The sequence below is a fragment of the Microbulbifer sp. TB1203 genome, assembly GCF_030997045.1.
GTDB lineage: Bacteria > Pseudomonadota > Gammaproteobacteria > Pseudomonadales > Cellvibrionaceae > Microbulbifer.
On the sequence record NZ_CP116899.1, the window covers coordinates 4,534,518 to 4,552,417 of the forward strand.

Sequence of the window (17,900 nt, forward strand, 5' to 3'; positions counted from 1 at the left end):
AATTCAGCTACAGCGACCCCGGCTTACGGACAACCTCGCCAAAATTTTATTTGTAAGATTTAACAAATGAGCAAGAAAAGAAAACTCCGCAGCACCGACTGGTTCAACGACCCGAGCCAGCCGGACCAGACCGCCATCTATATCGAGCGCTACCTGAACTACGGCCTCACCCGTGAGGAACTGCAGTCCGGTAAGCCGATTATCGGCATCGCCCAGACCGGCAGCGACCTGGCTCCCTGCAACCGTCACCATATGGAACTCGCCCAGCGGGTTCGCGACGGCATCCGCGCCGCTGGTGGTGTGCCCTTCGAATTCCCGGTACACGCCATCCACGAGATGGGCAAGCGCCCCACCGCCGCGCTGGACCGCAACCTGGCCTACCTGGGGCTGGTGGAAATTCTCTACGGCTATCCCCTCGACGGTGTGGTGCTCACCACCGGCTGCGACAAAACCACCCCGGCCACAATAATGGCTGCGGCGACGGTGGATATTCCCGCGATCGTACTCTCCGGCGGCCCCATGCTGAATGGATGGGACGTGGAGAAGCGTGTGGGTTCCGGCTCGATTATCTGGAGTTCGCGGGAGCAGTATGCGCGCGGTGACATCGACTACGAAGGCTTTATGGACAATGTCACCGCCTCGGCGCCGAGTCCCGGCCACTGCAACACCATGGGCACCGCGCTGACCATGAACAGCCTGGCCGAGGGTCTGGGTATGTCCCTGCCCGGCTGCGCGGCCATTCCCGCTCCCTACAAGGAGCGCGCGCAGATCGCCTATTACACCGGCCTGCGCATCGTCGATATGGTATGGGAAGACCTGAAGCCATCCGACGTCATGACCCGCGAAGCCTTCCTCAACGCCATCCGCCTGTGCTCCGCCATCGGCGGCTCCACCAATGCGCCGCCGCACCTGCAGGCCATCGCCAACCGGGTGGGGGTGAAGATCTCCATCGAGGACTGGCAGGAATACGGCGAGGAAATTCCCCTGCTGGTGAACTGCCAGCCCGCGGGCGAATACCTGGGCGAGGATTTCTACCGCGCAGGCGGCGTGCCCGCGGTGATGGGCGAACTGCTGCGCGCCGGTCTGGTGGCCGGCGACTGCCGCACGGTGAGCGGAAAAACCATCGGCGAAAATTATGGCGAACAGGTTTCGCGCAATGAAAAGGTCATCCGCCCCTTTGCGCAGCCGATGATGGAAAACGCCGGTTTCGCGGTGATGCGCGGCAACCTGTTCGACTCGGCGATTATGAAAAAATCGGTGATCGGCGAGGATTTCCGCAAACATTACCTCTCCGACCCGGAACATCCCAATGTGCTGCGCGGCCGCGCCATCGTGTTCGACGGTCCCGAGGATTACCACCACAGGATCGACGATCCGTCGCTGGACGTCGACGAGCGCTGCGTACTGGTAATCCGCAACTGCGGCCCCCTGGGCTACCCGGGTTCCGCCGAGGTGGTGAACATGCGTCCGCCGGACTACCTGATCAAGCGCGGCATCAACTGCCTGCCCTGTATCGGCGACGGCCGCCAGAGCGGCACTTCCGCCAGTCCGTCGATTCTCAACGCCTCGCCGGAAGCGGCGGCCGGCGGCGGCCTGGCGCTGCTGCAGACCAATGACCCGGTGGAGATCGACCTGAACAACAACCGGGTCAATGTACTGCTGGAAGACGCGGAACTGGAGCGCCGCCGCGCGGAACTGCAACAGCCGCCCCTGGTCAACCAGACTCCGTGGCAGGAAATCTACCGCAAGACGGTGACCCAACTGCAGGAGGGTGGCGATATGGCCATGGACGAGGAGCACTTGCGCCTGGTGGAGCGCCACGGCACGCCGAGGAATTCCCACTAACAGCACGGTGGTGGTGAACGATTTGTAGGATGGGCAAAGCGCAGCGTGCCCATCAAACGGGGAACGATGGGCACGCTGCGCTTTGCCCATCCTACGGACCCGCAAGATGTACCGGCTAAAAAGATAATTACCATGAAAATAAAAGACTTCTCCGCGAAACCCCTGCACGCAATCCTGTGTGCGGCAATACTCTTCTCGATCCAGGGCTGTTCCGCCGAGCGCGAAGCGCAGTCCCCCAGCCTCGAAGCCTGGCCGCAGGCGTCCAGCCCCGCCGGCGATCCCAAAGTCGAGGAGCGGGTTGAATCGCTGCTGCAAAAGATGACCCTTGAGGAAAAGGTCGGGCAGATCATGCAGGCGGAGATCCAGTCGATCACTCCGGAAGAGGTGAAAAAATACCATATCGGCTCGGTCCTGAACGGTGGCGGTTCCATGCCCAACCGTGTGGACGGCGCCGGGCCGGACGAATGGGTGGCGCTGGCGGACGCCTTCTGGGAGGCGTCCATGGACACCTCCGACGGCGGCACCGCCATCCCGATCTTCTGGGGAACCGATGCGGTGCACGGCAACGGCAACCTGGTGGGTGCCACCCTGTTCCCGCACAACATCGGCCTGGGTGCCGCGCGCGATCCGGACCTGGTGCGGGAAATCGGCGCGGCCACCGCGGAGGAAGTGCGCACCACCGGCGTAGAGTGGGTTTTCGCCCCCACCCTGGCGGTGGCCCAGAACGACTTCTGGGGCCGCACCTACGAAAGCTATTCCGAAGACCCGGCAGTGGTGCGCGACTACGCCTCCGCCATGGTGGAAGGGCTGCAGGGCAAAGCCGGCGGCAGCGACCATCTCGGTGAGACCCACGTAATCGCCACCGCCAAGCATTTCCTCGCCGACGGCGGCACCCACGGCGGCGACGACCAGGGCGATGCGCGCATCGACGAGCGCGAACTGGTGGATATCCACAACCCGGGTTACCCCGCGGCCATTGAAGCCGGGGTGCAGACCGTGATGGCCAGCTTCTCCTCCTGGAACGGCGAGAAGCACCACGGCAACCGCTACCTGCTCACCGATGTACTGAAAAAACGCATGGGCTTCGACGGCCTGGTGGTGGGGGACTGGAACGGCCACGGCCAGGTGCCCGGCTGTACCAACGACAGCTGCGCGCAGGCGATCAACGCCGGCATCGACCTGCTGATGGTCACCTACGACTGGAAGCCGATGATCAAAAACACCCTGGCCCAGGTCCGCGCCGGGGAAATTTCCCAGGAACGGCTGGACGACGCGGTGCGCCGCATCCTGCGCGTCAAAGTGCGCGCAGGCCTGTTCGACAAAAAGCCCTCCGAGCGCGCGCTGGCTGGCCGCGAGGAGATCGTCGGCTCTCCGGAGCACCGCGCACTTGCCCGCCGCGCCGTGCGCGAGAGCCTGGTGCTGTTGAAAAACCGCAACAATATCCTGCCGCTCGACCCGAAACAGAAAATCCTGGTGGCCGGCGACGGCGCCGACAGCATCGCCATGCAATCCGGCGGCTGGAGTGTCAGTTGGCAGGGCGCGGGTATTCCCAACGAAAAATTCCCCGGCGCCACCTCGATCTATACGGGCATTAAAGCCGCGGTGGAAAAAGCCGGCGGCAGCGCCGTGCTGTCAGCGGACGGCAGCTTCGACCAGAAGCCCGACGTGGCGATCGTGGTGTTCGGCGAACAGCCCTACGCCGAGGGCAGCGGAGACCTCAACACCCTGGAATTCGAGGCGGGCAAAAAGCGCAACCTGGCGCTGCTGAAATCCCTCAAATCCAAAGGCGTTCCGGTGGTTTCCGTATTTCTTTCCGGCCGCCCGCTGTGGGTCAACCCGGAGCTGAACGCTTCCGACGCCTTCGTCGCCGCTTGGTTGCCGGGCACCGAGGGTGCCGGCGTGGCGGACGTGATTATCGCCAAGGCCGACGGCGAGCCGAATTTCGATTTTTCCGGCAAGCTTTCCTTTTCCTGGCCAAAACTGCCGCTGCAGGCGCGCCTCAATCCCCATCACCCGGAGTACGATCCGCTGTTCGCCAACGGCTACGGCCTCGACTACGCGGGCGCGGAACAGGGACCGGAAGGCCTTGCGGAAAATGTCCCCGGCCTGACCAGTGGCGAAAGCAACAGTATCGCCCTGTACGTCGGCCGCCCGCTGCAGCCCTGGGGAGTGCGAATCAACGATTTCGAACAGGATCAGCTGTTGAGCGGCTCCTTCGCCAAACTGCCCAGCGGCCGCGTCACCGCGGTGACCAGCGATAAGGATGTTCAGGAGGACGCGCTCACCTTCAAATGGCAGGACACTTGGCAAGCCGGTCTCAGCCTGCGCTACGGCGATCCGCTGGACCTGTCCGCCTATGTGCCGGAGGGTGTGCTGTCCTTCGACCTCAAGGTGGACGACCTGGACAAGGGCGGCCTGGGTGTGGTGCTGACCTGCGGCGACGAGTGCGAGCGGCAACTGGATATCTCCAGTCAGGCCCAGGCCATGGCCGGGCAGGGCTGGCGGCACATGAGCGTCAAACTCAGCTGCTTCGTCCGCGACGGCGACGACTTCTCGGCGATATCCGTGCCCTTCGAGCTGCGCGGCGGCGGCACCGGCCAGGTGTCCGTGGCCAATATCCGCCTGGATCGCAAAGGCGAGGCCAATGAGAGCTGCCCGGACTACCGCAAGCTCTCTGTTACCCCCGCGACCCTCGACCATTACTGGGCGCGGGACTGGTGGCTGCCCCGCCACGAGGAAAAACTGGCGCGCATCGAACAGGGCAATGTGGACCTGCTGATGCTCGGTGACTCCATTACCCAGGGCTGGGAGAAAGAGGGCAAGGCCGTGTGGGAGAAATTCTACGACGGGCGCAACGCGGTTAACCTGGGCTTCGGCGGCGACAGGACCGAAAACCTGCTCTGGCGTCTGCAGCACGGCGAAGTGGACGGCATAGAACCCAAGGCCGCGGTGCTGATGATCGGCACCAATAACACCGGCCATCGCCGCGAGGAACCGCGGCTCACCGCCGCCGGCATCCGCGCGGTGCTGGACGAACTGCGCAGCCGGCTGCCGAATACCAAGATCCTGTTACTGGGAATCTTTCCCCGGGACGAGCAGCCCGGCACGCCGATGAGAAAAATCAACAGTGGTATCAATGAAATCATCGCCAGCTACGCCGATGGGGAAAATATTTTCTTCCTGGATATCGGCGACAGGTTTCTGGCGGAAGATGGTCGCCTGAGCGCGGAAATCATGCCGGACCGCCTGCACCTGAGTGAACAGGGCTACGAAATATGGGCCGAGGCCATGGAGCCGACCCTGGCCAAACTGATGCAATGATGCCGGGACGCGAATTTGTAGGATGGGCAAAGCGCAGCGTGCCCATCACTCGCCACGATGGGCACGCTACGCTTTGCCCATCCTACGAATACACTCCATAGGAGCCTGGCTCTGGGCGGAAACGATGTAAGAGTGAATTTATGTTGAATAAAAAAATAATGATTGCTGGTCTTCTGTCACTTCTGTCCGCCTGCGGCGGCAAAGAGTCCTCGCCACAGGCTGCTGCAAAAGCTGAGGAAAACCCCTGGCCGAAACTCCAGCCGGCGCTGCCCGCGGACCCGGAAATGGAGAAAAAGATCGCCGATCTCCTGTCCCGTATGTCCCTGGAGGAAAAAGTCGGCCAGATGATCCAGGCGGAGATCAAGTACGCCACCCCGGAAGACGTCAAGCAATACCATCTGGGTTCGATCCTGAACGGCGGCGGCACCTATCCGAACAACGATAAGTTCGCCACGCCGCAGGACTGGCTGGACCTGGCCAACGCCTACTATGAAGCCTCCATGGATACCTCCCACGGCGGCGTTGCCATTCCGGTGATGTGGGGCTCGGATGCGGTGCACGGACACAACAATGTGATCGGCGCGACTCTGTTCCCGCACAATATCGGTTTGGGCGCGGCCCACGACCCGGAGCTGATCCGGCGCATTGGCGAGGCCACGGCGCGGGAGGTGGCGGTGACCGGCATCGACTGGACCTTCGCCCCCACGGTGGCGGTGGTGCGGGACGACCGCTGGGGCCGCACCTTTGAGAGCTATTCCGAGGACCCGAAAATCGTGCGCGAGTACGCTCGCGCCATGGTCGAGGGCATTCAGGGGGAGAAGTCCTCCGATGAATTTCTCGGCGGCCAGAAGCTGATCTCCGCCACCAAGCACTTTATCGGCGATGGCGGCACCGAGCGCGGCATGGACCGCGGCGACACACAGGCCAGTGAAGAGGAACTGGCGCGCATACATTCAGCCGGCTATATCGGTGCGCTGGGCGCCGGCGTACAGACAGTGATGGCCTCCTTCAACAGTTGGAATGGTGTGCGGTTGCACGGGCACAAACACCTGCTCACCGACGTGTTGAAAGGCAGGCTGGGCTTCGACGGTTTCGTAGTGGGGGACTGGAACGGTCACCGCTTCGTGGACGGCTGCACCCTGGAGAGCTGCCCCCAGTCGATCAATGCGGGCCTGGATATGTTTATGGTGCCATCGGACTGGAAGGCACTCTACAAAAATACCCTGGCCCAGGCGCAGAGCGGCGAGATACCCATGAGCCGCATCGACGACGCGGTGACGCGGATACTGCGGGTGAAAATGCGCGCGGGCCTGTTCGAGCGCAACAAACCCCTGGCGGGCAAGAAGGGTATTCTGGGCAGCCCGGAACACCGGGCTATCGCCCGCGAGGCGGTGCGCAAATCCCTGGTGCTGCTGAAAAACAACGGTGGCCTGTTGCCGTTGAATCCGAAACAAAAAATCCTCGTGGCCGGCGACGCGGCGGACAATATCGGCAAGCAGAGCGGCGGTTGGACCATTTCCTGGCAGGGTACCGGCAATACGGCGGCGGACTTCCCCGGTGCCACCTCCATATACGCCGGTATCAAAAGCGCGGTAGAAAAGGCCGGTGGCGAGGCGTTGCTTTCCATCAATGGAGATTTCGAGGGAGACAAACCCGATGTGGCGGTGGTGGTCTTCGGTGAGGAACCCTATGCCGAGTGGCACGGGGATATCACCAGTCTCGAATACCAGTTCGGCAGCAAGCGTGATCTGGCGCTGCTGAAGAAGCTCAAGCAGCAGAATATTCCGGTAGTGAGCATTTTCATCTCCGGCCGCCCCCTGTGGATCAACAAGGAGCTGAACGCCTCTGACGCCTTTGTCGCTGCCTGGTTGCCAGGCTCCGAGGGCGCCGGCGTGGCCGACGTGATCCTCACGGACGCGGAAGGAAAAACCCAGTACGACTTTACCGGCAAGCTCTCCTTCAGCTGGCCGCGGTTGGTGGACCAGGTGCCGCTCAACCTGGGCGACGACGGCTACGACCCGCTCTTCGCCTACGGCTACGGCCTTACCTATGCCGACGATATCGAGATCGCCAATGATCTGCCGGAGCAGGGCGAGAGCTACGCTTCGGGCAAGCTGGAGGACGCCTGGATGATGGTGTGGCGCCCGCGCGCACCCTGGGACTTGGTCATCCTCGACGAAGGCAACGCGCCGCTCGTCGTGGAGGGCAATCTCGCCGCGAGCGACGACGACAATATCCGCGTGTCCGCCATCGACATGCGCAACCAGGAAGACGCGCGCCTGGTCGAGTGGGCCGGTCTGCGCCCCGGCGGGGTAGCCCTGCGCGCGGATAAACCCCAGGACCTGAGCCGCTACCTGGAGGCCGGCGGTACTCTCAGCCTGGACGTCCGAGTGGACAGCGAACTCGCCGGCGAGGTGTACGCCTCGGTGACCTGCGGCGACGACTGCCTGGGCAAACTGCCGCTCAAGGCGTCGCTGCAAAAACTGCAACCGGGCCAGTGGGCGCCGCTGTCCATCGACCTGCAGTGCTTCGCCGAACGGGGCGCGGAGTTCTCGCGGATCGACAGCAGCTTGGTGCTGGAGAGCGACGGGCCGCTGTCCCTGGCGTTGGCGAATATCAAATACATACCCGGCGGCGCGGACAGCGCCACGGTGCGCTGCGGGAGTTGAACCTGTTTACGGCCCTGCACTGTCGTGCAGGGTCGGGGCGGGATCGTAAATTGACTCATAGCGATTTGACCAAAGGTAACTACTCACTCGTAGGAAATCCGCATTGAATTAGGGGAAGCCACCTTGTAGGAGCCTGCTCGCAGGCGAACGGCTACGGAGTCCCGCTCTTGTTCGCTTGCAAGCAGGGCCCTACAAAGTGGTAAGTAGTTACGGCCATGTCCTTGCACCCGATGTGACGGAGGATCAGGAACTGCATTTTATCTTGAAGGTGACTGATCGTGGCTCACCACCCTTAACTCGCTATGAACGAGTCGTAGTAACGGTGACGCCAAAATAACAAGATCTTACGCAACCGCGATCCAATACGACGGTGCCGCGCAAATACTTTGGTAAAAAAGCCGGGCAAGAACAACCACCAGGTGTCACTCATGGTCGATAATTCCCGTCGCAACCTGTTTAAAACACTGATCGCCGGAGCGGCAACGGCGCCCTTCGCCAGCGGATTGGCCAGAGCCGGCGAATGTTCCGATACGCCGCAACGACCGCCACAACTCTTGCCAAATTGGGCGAGAAGCATAGAGGGGCAGCGCAAAGCGGACCAGGGAAACGGAACCTTTTTGAATCCGATCATTGCCGGAGACCATCCGGACCCGACGATCCTGAAGGACGGCCGCGATTACTACATGACGTTTTCGTCCTTCTATTCCTATCCCGGCCTGGTCATCTGGCATTCAACCGACTTGGTAAATTGGGCCCCGGTGGGGCCGGCGCTGTTCAAGTCGCTCGGCGTTATCTGGGCCGTCGATCTGTGCAAGCACGGAGACCGCTATTACATCTATATCCCCGCCGATCCGGATGGAAAAGGGTGGTCCACCTATGTGATCTGGGCCGACGATATCCGGGGGCCCTGGAGCGACCCCATCGATATGAAAATCCACGGGTGTATCGACCCCGGCCACATAGTGGGCGAGGACGGCAACCGCTATCTGTTTGTAAACGGCATCCGCAAGATCCGCCTGACCCAGGACGGTCTTGCCGCCGACGGCGAACTGGAGCATGCCTACAGCCCCTGGCGCTATCCCGACGACTGGGTGGTGGAAAATTTCGCCCCGGAAGGGCCCAAGCTGTTGCGCCGCGGGGACTGGTTTTACCTGGTCACCGCGGTCGGCGGCACCGCCGGCCCAGCCACCGGTCATATGGTAATCGCCGCCCGCTCGAAATCCATTCACGGTCCTTGGGAGCACTGCCCGCACAATCCCCTGGTGCGCACGACCAGCAGCGAAGAGCCCTGGTGGTCCCGTGGCCATGCGACATTGGTCGAGGGGCCGGCGGGCGACTGGTGGATGGTCTATCACGGCTATGAAAACGGTTTCCGGACCCTCGGGCGCCAGACACTGCTGGAGCCGATCGAGTGGACCGACGACGGCTGGTTCCGGGCCGTGGGTGGCGACCTTTCCAAGCCCCTGCCGAAACCCTCGGGCGGAGAAAGCGGGCCTTCGGGTTTTGCCTTGTCGGACGACTTCAAGAGCAACCGTTTCGGCGTGCAGTGGTCTTTCCACAACCCGGCGCCCGACGAAATGCGGCGCATCCGCTACGAGGAAAAAGGCCTGCGCATTGCCACCAGTGGCACGACGCCGGCGGACAGCGCACCGCTCACCTGCATCGTCGGTGACCGCGCCTACGAAGTGGAAGTCAATGTCGATTTGCTCGACGATGGCGCCGAGGGCGGACTGCTGCTCTTCTACAGCGACAAGGCATTTGTGGGGCTCGGCTTTTCACGGGAACATATCAAGACTTTCCAATACGCCGAGGAACAGAGCTGGTTCCGACAGCCGGCGAACACTTCCAGCCTGCGGATAAGGATGACCAATGACAACAATGTCATCACCTACCGCTATTCCCGCGATGGCGGCAAGACCTGGACCCTGCACGGGCACCGCATGGAGGTTTCCGGAATTCACCACAATGTATTCGGCGGCTTCCTGAGTCTCAGGATTGGTCTCTATAGCGCGGGCGAGGGCAGTGCCCGGATCAGGAACTTCAGTTACAAGGCGCTTTAAACGGTAAATGAACATACCCGGTTATACTGGAACCTCAGAATGTGCGTAGTTCGACTCCGCTTCTTTGGCCCAGGACACAGACGGATATCTGTTCAGCGGGAGTGGTTTACCAGGATCGATCGCTGATTCAAGATGAAGCGAAAAACAAGCGATTTGACTGGCTTTCTATGGGGAAACGCATCGGGAGCGGGATCTCACTATGAAGGCGATTGTTTTCAACATTCATGATGTTGCCCTGCTGTTGATCGCCGGCGAATGCAGTATTCTCTCGGTACTGTTTCTGGCGTATCGCAGCGGCACCAGGCCCCTCGCCCGCCTGCTGCTGGCGATTTTCCTGATTCTGAATGCGCTGATTGCGATCGATACCCTCATATACTGGGGCGAGGTGGTTCGCTACTGGGTGTTCCATATCTCGCCAAACCTGTTTTTCCTTTTCGGGTTCGCCTATTTTTTGCAAGGCCCGGCGCTGTATTGGTACACCCGGTCGATGATCTACAACGACTTCTCCTTTCGTCGGCTGACTATGTTGCACCTACTCCCAGCGGTCGCCGCACAGCTTTATCTGTACTTTGTGTATCATCGCTACCCTGCGGCTGTCCAAGGCGACCTGGTTCTGGGCCTCGAGATTTTCAGTTCCACTGGTGGTTATCACGATATATTCGTTACGGCGCAAAAATCCATCGTAGTCGTCTACGGCATAGCCTGTCTTTTCCAACTCGCCCGTTATCGCGTCCGTTTGAAGGACAGCTACTCGAATATCGAGAAAATCGATTCCGTATGGTTGCATCTGCTGATCGGCGGTTTTCTGCTGGCCTGGACCTGGAGTCTGGTCACACACGTCTTCGGCCTGTACCGGTCCGTCGACATCAGTGACATGATGGGTATCATCGGCAATTACATGATCTTTGTCCTGATCAATATTCTTGCGTTCTACAGTCTGATCTACTCAAATGTTTTTGAAAGCCTCAGCCAGAAGACAAAACGCAACCGGTCCGAAGACTGTGACCCAGTCGACCCGCAACATGTCGATCAAATCCGTACGGCCATGGAAATTGGAAAGTTGTTCCTCAACCCCAGGCTGACCGTGGACGAGTTTGCCAGGCACGTGAAACTGCCACCTCGACAGGTGTCCTCGGCGATCAAGCACCGATTTGGTCGCAATTTCCTGGAGTACGTCAATAGCTACCGTGTGGAAGAGGCCAAACGGTGTCTCGCCGACCCGGCGAACCGCGACGACTCCGTGCTCGATATCGCTTCAAAATCCGGATTCAACAGTAAAGCCACGTTCAACCGCTTCTTCAAGAAGTTTGTCGGTGTTACTCCCACTGAATACCGACGCCACTGCCTGACCGGCTTGCCCGGTTGACTGCAGCGCCAGCACACCGCAGGCGCGTCTCAATTTTTGTTGCGCAAAAATTGCAACTTTACCCGCCACCACGGCTGTACCAGACTTCCCAAGCCATCGCTTGACCGGCAACCCCGCCTTATTGCGGGGCCGGAGGTGGTCGCGTCTTGGGGCCCCGGCTGTTCCGCAGGGCCTACCGGAGTTGCATCGGGGCGGCCCGCAATGGCTGGCTCAGGTTCAAATAAAAGTCTAGGGAGGGCAAATCGTGCTTCAGTCAACCTTTTACGCCATGCGGACGGTATTCATTGCCGTCGTGGCGCTCTCACCGCTGGCCGTCGGCGCCAAGCCGTACAAGGCCGCGGAAATTCTCACCAACGAAAGTCAAATCTACGGCAAGTACGTATTCCGGATGCGTGCGGCCGAGGGCAGCGGGATCCTCTCCAATTTCTTCCTGTGGAAAGACGGGTCGGAACTGGAGGGCGTGCCCTGGGAGGAGGTCGATATCGAGGTCTTCGGTAAGAACAACGCCCAGTCATGGCAAAGCAATATCATCACCGGCCTGGGGAGCCGGATCACCTCCGAGCAGGTGCACAACGCCGGTGTATCCCTCGCCGAGGACTACCATACCTACAGCATTGAATGGACGCCACAATGGGTGCGGTGGCTGGTCGACGGACAGTTGGTGCGGGAGACGCAGGGGGGGCAGGCCGGCGACCTGATCAGCCCTTCGCAGGCGCGCTTCAATTTCTGGCCCCCCAATATCCCCGACTGGGTCGGCCCCTGGAACGACAGCATCCTGCCGGTCCATATGTTCGTCAACTGGATCGAGTACTACAGTTGGAATGGCGGCGGCTTCGACTTTGAGTGGCGGGACGACTTCAATTGGTTCGACACCGGCCGCTGGAGTAAGGCCGACTGGACCTTCGCCGAAAACCGCGCGGACTTCGCGCCGGCCAACGCCGTGACCACCAACGGCTACCTCGTACTGTCCATAACCCGCGAGGGCCAGGAAGGCTTCAACGGTACGCCGCCCGTCGATAACGGCGGCAGCTCAAGTTCGTCGTCCAGCAGTTCCTCCAGCTCATCGTCCAGTTCGTCCAGCAGCAGTTCGTCCTCCAGCAGCTCGAGCGGCGGCGGTGAGTGCCCGGTTATATCGGGGGGGCAGTCAGGCAATTTCAACACCAGCGGAGCCTACTGCTTCCGTACGCAGGACACGATCCACGGCTGGGGTGTGTCGAATTTTTCCGGGCGCTCGATCTCTGTGACAGTGAACGGCTCCGGCGCCGCTGTGACTTCCCCCGGCGCGCCGTTGCCGGCCAAAGGTTTCGGCGACTACTACGTTTTTGAAGCCAGCGCCGGGGATTTTCCCTGGGCCTCGGTTTATTGGTGGTAGAACAACCTTCCTTCGAGAAGGAGGCCCTGAAAACTGCCCGATTACCTGATTGAGCAGTTTTCTTACAAGGGCATCTCTAAAAATCGTCATTCCCGCGAAGGCGGGAATCCAGAAAGCCCAGGGCTACTGGACCCCCGCCTTCGCGGGAGTGACGAGAAACGAATTTTTAGAGATGCCCCCAAACTGATGCCGCCGACGGCAACTTGCCCGCGGTAGTTGCCGAGACGGGTCAGTTTGATCAACTCGTAGTTGAAAAGACACGAAAACCGCTTTACACGCGCATGCATGAACATGAAAAACTTCAAAATCGCCCGAACGCTACTGACGCTGTCCGTACTTACGACTTTTGCGGCATCCGGACTTGCGAAAGAGTACAAGCCCGGCGAAAACCCGATTTTCAGGAATATATTTACGGCGGACCCCGCGCCCTTGGTCGTTGGCGATACTTTGTATGTCTATGTTGGCCATGATGAAGCCGGTGAAGGCCAGATGTTCAACATCACCGAATGGGTCGTCTACTCCACCACGGATACGAAGGACTGGACGTTTCACGGTTCGGTTATGAAACCCACTGATTTCGATTGGGCGATCAGGGATGCCTGGGCGTCCCAAGTGATCGAAAAGGACGGAAAGTACTGGTTCTACACCACTGTGGAGCACGGTCCCCCGCACAACGCCAAGGCCATCGGGGTCGCGGTCGCGGATACGCCGCTCGGGCCGTTCAAGGACGCAAGAGGCTCCGCCCTGGCCCATGATGCCACGACTCCCACACCGGAAGATCCGCACGACTGGGACGATATCGACCCGACCGCGTTTACCGATGATGACGGTACGACCTGGTTAGCGTGGGGCAACATGCATTTGTACCTGGCCAGGCTCAAACCCAACATGATCGAATTCGACGGGCCCATCCGGGAAATATACCTGCCCAACTATACCGAAGGACCCTGGCTGCACAAGCGCAAGGAAATGGTTTACCTGACCTATCCCTGCTTTGCGCACCAGAATATGTATGAAAAAATGTGTTACGCCACGGCTCCCCGGATTACGGGCCCCTGGACCTACCGGGGCATCCTCACCGACCGCACCGAAAACAGCTACACCATCCATCCCGGCATCGTCGAGTACAAGGACCAGTGGTACTTTTTTTACCACGACGCCAAGCTCACGATAAACGGTGTACCGGGAGCCATGGGCAGGCGGTCCGTTGCCGTGGAGTATCTTCACTATAACGAAGACGGCACCATTAAGCCGATCAGGCAAACGCAAGCAGGCGTGAGTATTCCGCCCGATCCACCCGAAGGCTACCGAGCGCCCATCTTCAATCCCGACGGTCCTCTGGTCACAGTGGAAAGCGATATAGACGTTACGCAGAATACGGTAACCGCCGCCACCGAGTGGAGTGGGACCCCGGCATTGCGGACTACCGGTGATCCCTATCAGACTGCCATTGTTTCAGAGAGTTTTAATCGAGGTGACAGCGGCGCTACCTCTCTCGGACAAACGTTCAGCCCCGATATTGATTTTACCTTACAGGAAATCAGTTTATATGCCGGCGACGGGTTGGGGACCATTGAAGATAAACCTTTAACCCTGGCTCTGTATGAATTCGACGAAGGCGAGTCGAAAAAGAACGCCTCTTCTTCCTACACGGCGGGAAAGAACCTTCTCGGGTCAGGCGACGGACTGCGAATAAACTACAAGCCCCAGGCACAGGGTTTGCTTCAGCTTCGTCTGGCCGAATCCCGCCAGCCAGTTTTGAAGGCGGGCAGACGCTATGTACTGGAACTTCAGGGTGTGAGTGGCTCGGCTCCACTTTTCTGGCGCAGGACACGGACGGATGCCTATTCAGCGGGAGCGGCTTATCGGGATCGATCGCTGATTCGGGAAGAATCGAAAACAGGCGATTTCGGGTTGGCTTTATACGGGGAAATGCATCGGGAGAAATGATCGCGCGGGGTTGTTTGTTTGGTGAAGGCCAATAAATTGATTGCTGGCAAGTGCATATTCTTTGGCGTGCTCCCATCCTGGCAGCGGTAAAATTCAGCGAAAAATGAAAGATTTTGTGAGAGAGAATGGTGGTAGAAATAAAATACAATACTGGAGAGAGCGTATGAGAATTAAAAAACTAATCGTCTCGTTCCTGCCATTGGCGGACGGGCGCGGCAACTTTCTATTTATAAGGCATGGAATAAAAAACCCGCTGAAAGTCCTTTTAACAGCAGTTCTGTTATCGGTTTCAGCTGTCTGCTCCGCCGACAACCCGCTGGTATCCCATGTCTACACGGCGGACCCGGCGGCGCGGGTATTCAACGACCGGATGTACGTGATCGTCACTCACGATCAGGACACCCAGTCGGATTACAGCGAGCTGCACGACTACTACATGTTCTCGTCGGACGACATGGTCAACTGGCAGGATCACGGCGTGGTCTTCAATGCGCGCACCGACACCAGTTGGGCCAACCTCGCCTATGCGCCCGATATCATCGAACGCAACGGAAAGTACTACCTGTACTTTCCCGACGGCGCCAGTTCGATCGGAGTGGCGGTGAGTGACAGCCCGACCGGGCCCTTTACCGACCCGCTGGGACGCCCCCTGGTCGACCGGAATACGCCCAATGCGAATGTGGACTGGGTGTTCGACCCCGGCGTGTTTATCGATGACGATGGCCAGGCCTATCTGTACTTCGGCGGTGGCGGACCGGGCAACGCCCGCGTGATCCGGCTGAACGAGGATATGATCAGCACCAGTGGCGCGGCCATAACGCTGGATGTACCCAATTTCTTTGAAGCGCTGTATATGCACAAGCGCAACGGCACCTACTATCTGTCCTACTCCACCAATACCGAGGCGGGGCTGGCGATAGACTACATGACCAGCAACAGCCCGACTTCCGGGTTTGTGCACCGCGGTACTGTGCTCCCTAATCCCTGGGAAAACAACAATAACAACAATCACCAGTCTATTGTGGAGTTCAACAACCAGTGGTACCTCTTCTACCACAACCGGGCGGTCGCCAATGCGCGCGGCGCCAGCACCTTCCAGCGCTCCATCAACGTGGACCGGCTCTTCTATAATGGCGACGGCAGCATACAGCAGGTCAATGCGGGATCGGCGGGTGTGCCAAAGCTGAAAAACGTCGATCCCTTCGCCCGAAATGAAGCGGAAACCATAGACAGAGAGCAGGGTATCGAGACCGAGGGCCCTGCCACCGGTACGAGAAATCTGGCGTTCATTCAAAATGGCGACTGGGTGAAGATCTCCAACGTCGATTTCGGCTCCGGCGCGACCGGATTCGAGGCAGGTGTCGCTTCGGACACCAGTGGCGGCACCGTTGAGATAATCCTCGACGATGTGAACAATCCACCGGTCGGCAGTCTCAGCGTCGGCAATACCGGGGGATGGCAGAACTGGCAGACGGTTTCAACCCAGATCAACACCGTGACCGGTCTTCACGATCTCTTCCTGCGGTTTTCCGGCGAAAGCGACTATCTGCTCAATCTGGACTGGTACCGGTTTAGCGGTGCGGTCGAGGGCAGCACGCTGGAGGTGGAGCTGGAAAGCCTTTCCGGCCAGGGCAGTTTTTCGCCGTTCAATGTGGAGTTCGATTCGTCCGCGTCCGGCGGGCAGTATATTGCCTGGCCGAACAACGGCAACCAGATACTGAGCTCGCCGTCGGACGGCGCAACCGGCCAGGTCGAGATCCCATTTACGCTCTCGCAAGCGGCGGACGTGCAGTTCCAGGTGCGGGTCAACCTGCCGAATGCCAATGACGATTCCTTCTATTACAAACTGGACTCGGGTTCGTGGGTTACGCAAAACAATACCGCCACAAGCGGCTGGGATACGCTGATGCCGGCGACCTTCGACAACCTGTCGATGGGTGAGCACACACTGCGGATTTTGCGGCGCGAAGACGGCGCGGGGCTGGATCGGGTCGAGCTGACGGCGTCCGCCGGGGAGATCACCGGCTCCGGCAGTGGTGGCGGTGGCGACAATACGATCCTGGTCCGCGCCCTGGGAACCACCGGTACCGAGTCGATCACCCTGCGGGTGGGCGGCATCGACGTACAGAGCTGGACACTGACCACGAGCATGACGGATTACGCGGCCACTACCGAACTGGATGGCGACGTCACCGTGGCCTTCACCAACGACAACGGCGAAGCCGACGTACAGATTGATTACGTGGAGGTCAACGGCCAGGTCCGCCAGGCCGAGGCGCAGAGCGAGAACACCGGCGCCTGGGGCAACAACCAGTGCGGGGGCGGCTCGAACACCGAGTGGCTGCACTGCAGCGGTCATATCAACTTCGGCCCGGTCTCTGGCACCGACCCCGGCCCTTCCCCCACCGGTTTCTTTGTCGGCAATATCACCACCGGCGGCCGGGTCCGGTCCGACTTTATACAGTACTGGGATCAGATCACGCCCGAGAACGAAGGCAAGTGGGGCAGTGTGGAGGGCGTTCGCGACCAGTACAACTGGAGTGGCCTGGATGCGGCATACAACTTCGCCCGGGAGAACGGTATTCCATTCAAGCAGCATACGTTCGTATGGGGAAACCAGGCTCCGGGCTGGATCGATAATCTCAGCCCCTCGGAGCAGGCCGCGGAAATCGAAGAATGGATTCGCGACTACTGTGCGCGTTACCCGGACACCCAGATGATCGACGTGGTCAACGAGGCCACCCCCGGCCACGCGCCGGCGGGTTATGCACAAAGCGCCTTCGGCAATGACTGGATCATCCGCTCGTTCCAACTGGCCAGACAGTATTGTCCGAATGCCATTCTGATCCTGAATGATTACAACGTGCTGAGCTGGAACACCCAGGAGTTTATCAATATGGCCAGACCGGCCGTCGAAGCCGGCGTGGTGGACGCCATCGGCTTGCAGGCGCACGGTCTGGAGGACTGGTCCCTGAATGATCTTCGGAGCAAACTCGATGCGGTGGCCGCCCTGGGTCTGCCTATCTACATCTCCGAGTACGACGTCAATCATGCCGACGACCAGAGGCAGTTGCAGATCATGCAGGAGCAATTCCCGATGTTTTTCAGTCATCCGTCCGTCGCCGGGATTACCCTGTGGGGCTATGTGGTCGGCGGAACCTGGGTGCCCAACAGCGGCCTTATCCGGAGTGACGGCACACACCGCCCGGCCATGACCTGGTTGATGAATTTTTTGGAGAGGTAACTACTCACCCCAGCAATCCCCTCTCCCCCTTGGGGGACAAATCCGCCGGGAGCGGATTTGGGCAGCTTTAGCT

At 59.9% G+C, this 17,900-nt stretch carries 9 protein-coding genes; all 9 read left to right on the top strand.

From position 1 onward, the window contains the following. Nucleotides 1-66: 66 nt before the first annotated feature. Nucleotides 67-1,845 carry an IlvD/Edd family dehydratase gene (locus tag PP263_RS19415; protein ID WP_308365637.1) on the top strand — a complete coding sequence of 593 codons (1,779 nt, stop codon included), beginning with the start codon at nt 67-69 and terminating at the stop codon, nt 1,843-1,845. Nucleotides 1,846-1,977: 132 nt separating this feature from the next. Further along, nucleotides 1,978-5,166, top strand: a complete 3,189-nt coding sequence (locus PP263_RS19420; RefSeq protein ID WP_308365638.1) for a glycoside hydrolase family 3 N-terminal domain-containing protein — start codon at nt 1,978-1,980, stop codon at nt 5,164-5,166. Nucleotides 5,167-5,306: 140 nt separating this feature from the next. Beyond that, the gene (locus PP263_RS19425; protein WP_308365639.1) at nt 5,307-7,835 is read left to right on the top strand and encodes an exo 1,3/1,4-beta-D-glucan glucohydrolase; all 2,529 of its coding nucleotides are present in this window, start codon (nt 5,307-5,309) and stop codon (nt 7,833-7,835) included. Between the two features lie 196 nt (nt 7,836-8,031). Next, complete coding sequence (locus PP263_RS22765) at nt 8,032-8,172, top strand: hypothetical protein (RefSeq protein WP_374693678.1); 141 nt, start codon at nt 8,032-8,034, stop codon at nt 8,170-8,172. Nucleotides 8,173-8,452: 280 nt separating this feature from the next. Then, the gene (locus tag PP263_RS19430; RefSeq protein WP_308365641.1) at nt 8,453-9,895 is read left to right on the top strand and encodes a family 43 glycosylhydrolase; all 1,443 of its coding nucleotides are present in this window, start codon (nt 8,453-8,455) and stop codon (nt 9,893-9,895) included. A 199-nt stretch (nt 9,896-10,094) separates the two neighbouring features. Further along, complete coding sequence (locus PP263_RS19435) at nt 10,095-11,261, top strand: helix-turn-helix domain-containing protein (protein ID WP_308365643.1); 1,167 nt, start codon at nt 10,095-10,097, stop codon at nt 11,259-11,261. Nucleotides 11,262-11,505: 244 nt separating this feature from the next. Beyond that, complete coding sequence (locus PP263_RS19440) at nt 11,506-12,633, top strand: family 16 glycosylhydrolase (RefSeq protein WP_308365644.1); 1,128 nt, start codon at nt 11,506-11,508, stop codon at nt 12,631-12,633. A gap of 291 nt (nt 12,634-12,924) precedes the next feature. Next, complete coding sequence (locus PP263_RS19445) at nt 12,925-14,583, top strand: glycoside hydrolase family 43 protein (protein ID WP_308365646.1); 1,659 nt, start codon at nt 12,925-12,927, stop codon at nt 14,581-14,583. Between the two features lie 163 nt (nt 14,584-14,746). Then, entirely contained in the window at nt 14,747-17,827 is a 3,081-nt protein-coding gene (locus PP263_RS19450; RefSeq protein ID WP_308365648.1) for an endo-1,4-beta-xylanase, read from the top strand. Nucleotides 17,828-17,900: the final 73 nt, after the last annotated feature.

Coding starts and splice junctions, on each gene's coding strand:
- PP263_RS19415 (WP_308365637.1), top strand. CDS start 67: ATGAGCAAGAAAAGAAAACTCCGCAGCACCGACTGGTTCAACGACCCG.
- PP263_RS19420 (WP_308365638.1), top strand. CDS start 1,978: ATGAAAATAAAAGACTTCTCCGCGAAACCCCTGCACGCAATCCTGTGT.
- PP263_RS19425 (WP_308365639.1), top strand. CDS start 5,307: ATGTTGAATAAAAAAATAATGATTGCTGGTCTTCTGTCACTTCTGTCC.
- PP263_RS19435 (WP_308365643.1), top strand. CDS start 10,095: ATGAAGGCGATTGTTTTCAACATTCATGATGTTGCCCTGCTGTTGATC.
- PP263_RS19445 (WP_308365646.1), top strand. CDS start 12,925: ATGAAAAACTTCAAAATCGCCCGAACGCTACTGACGCTGTCCGTACTT.
- PP263_RS19450 (WP_308365648.1), top strand. CDS start 14,747: ATGAGAATTAAAAAACTAATCGTCTCGTTCCTGCCATTGGCGGACGGG.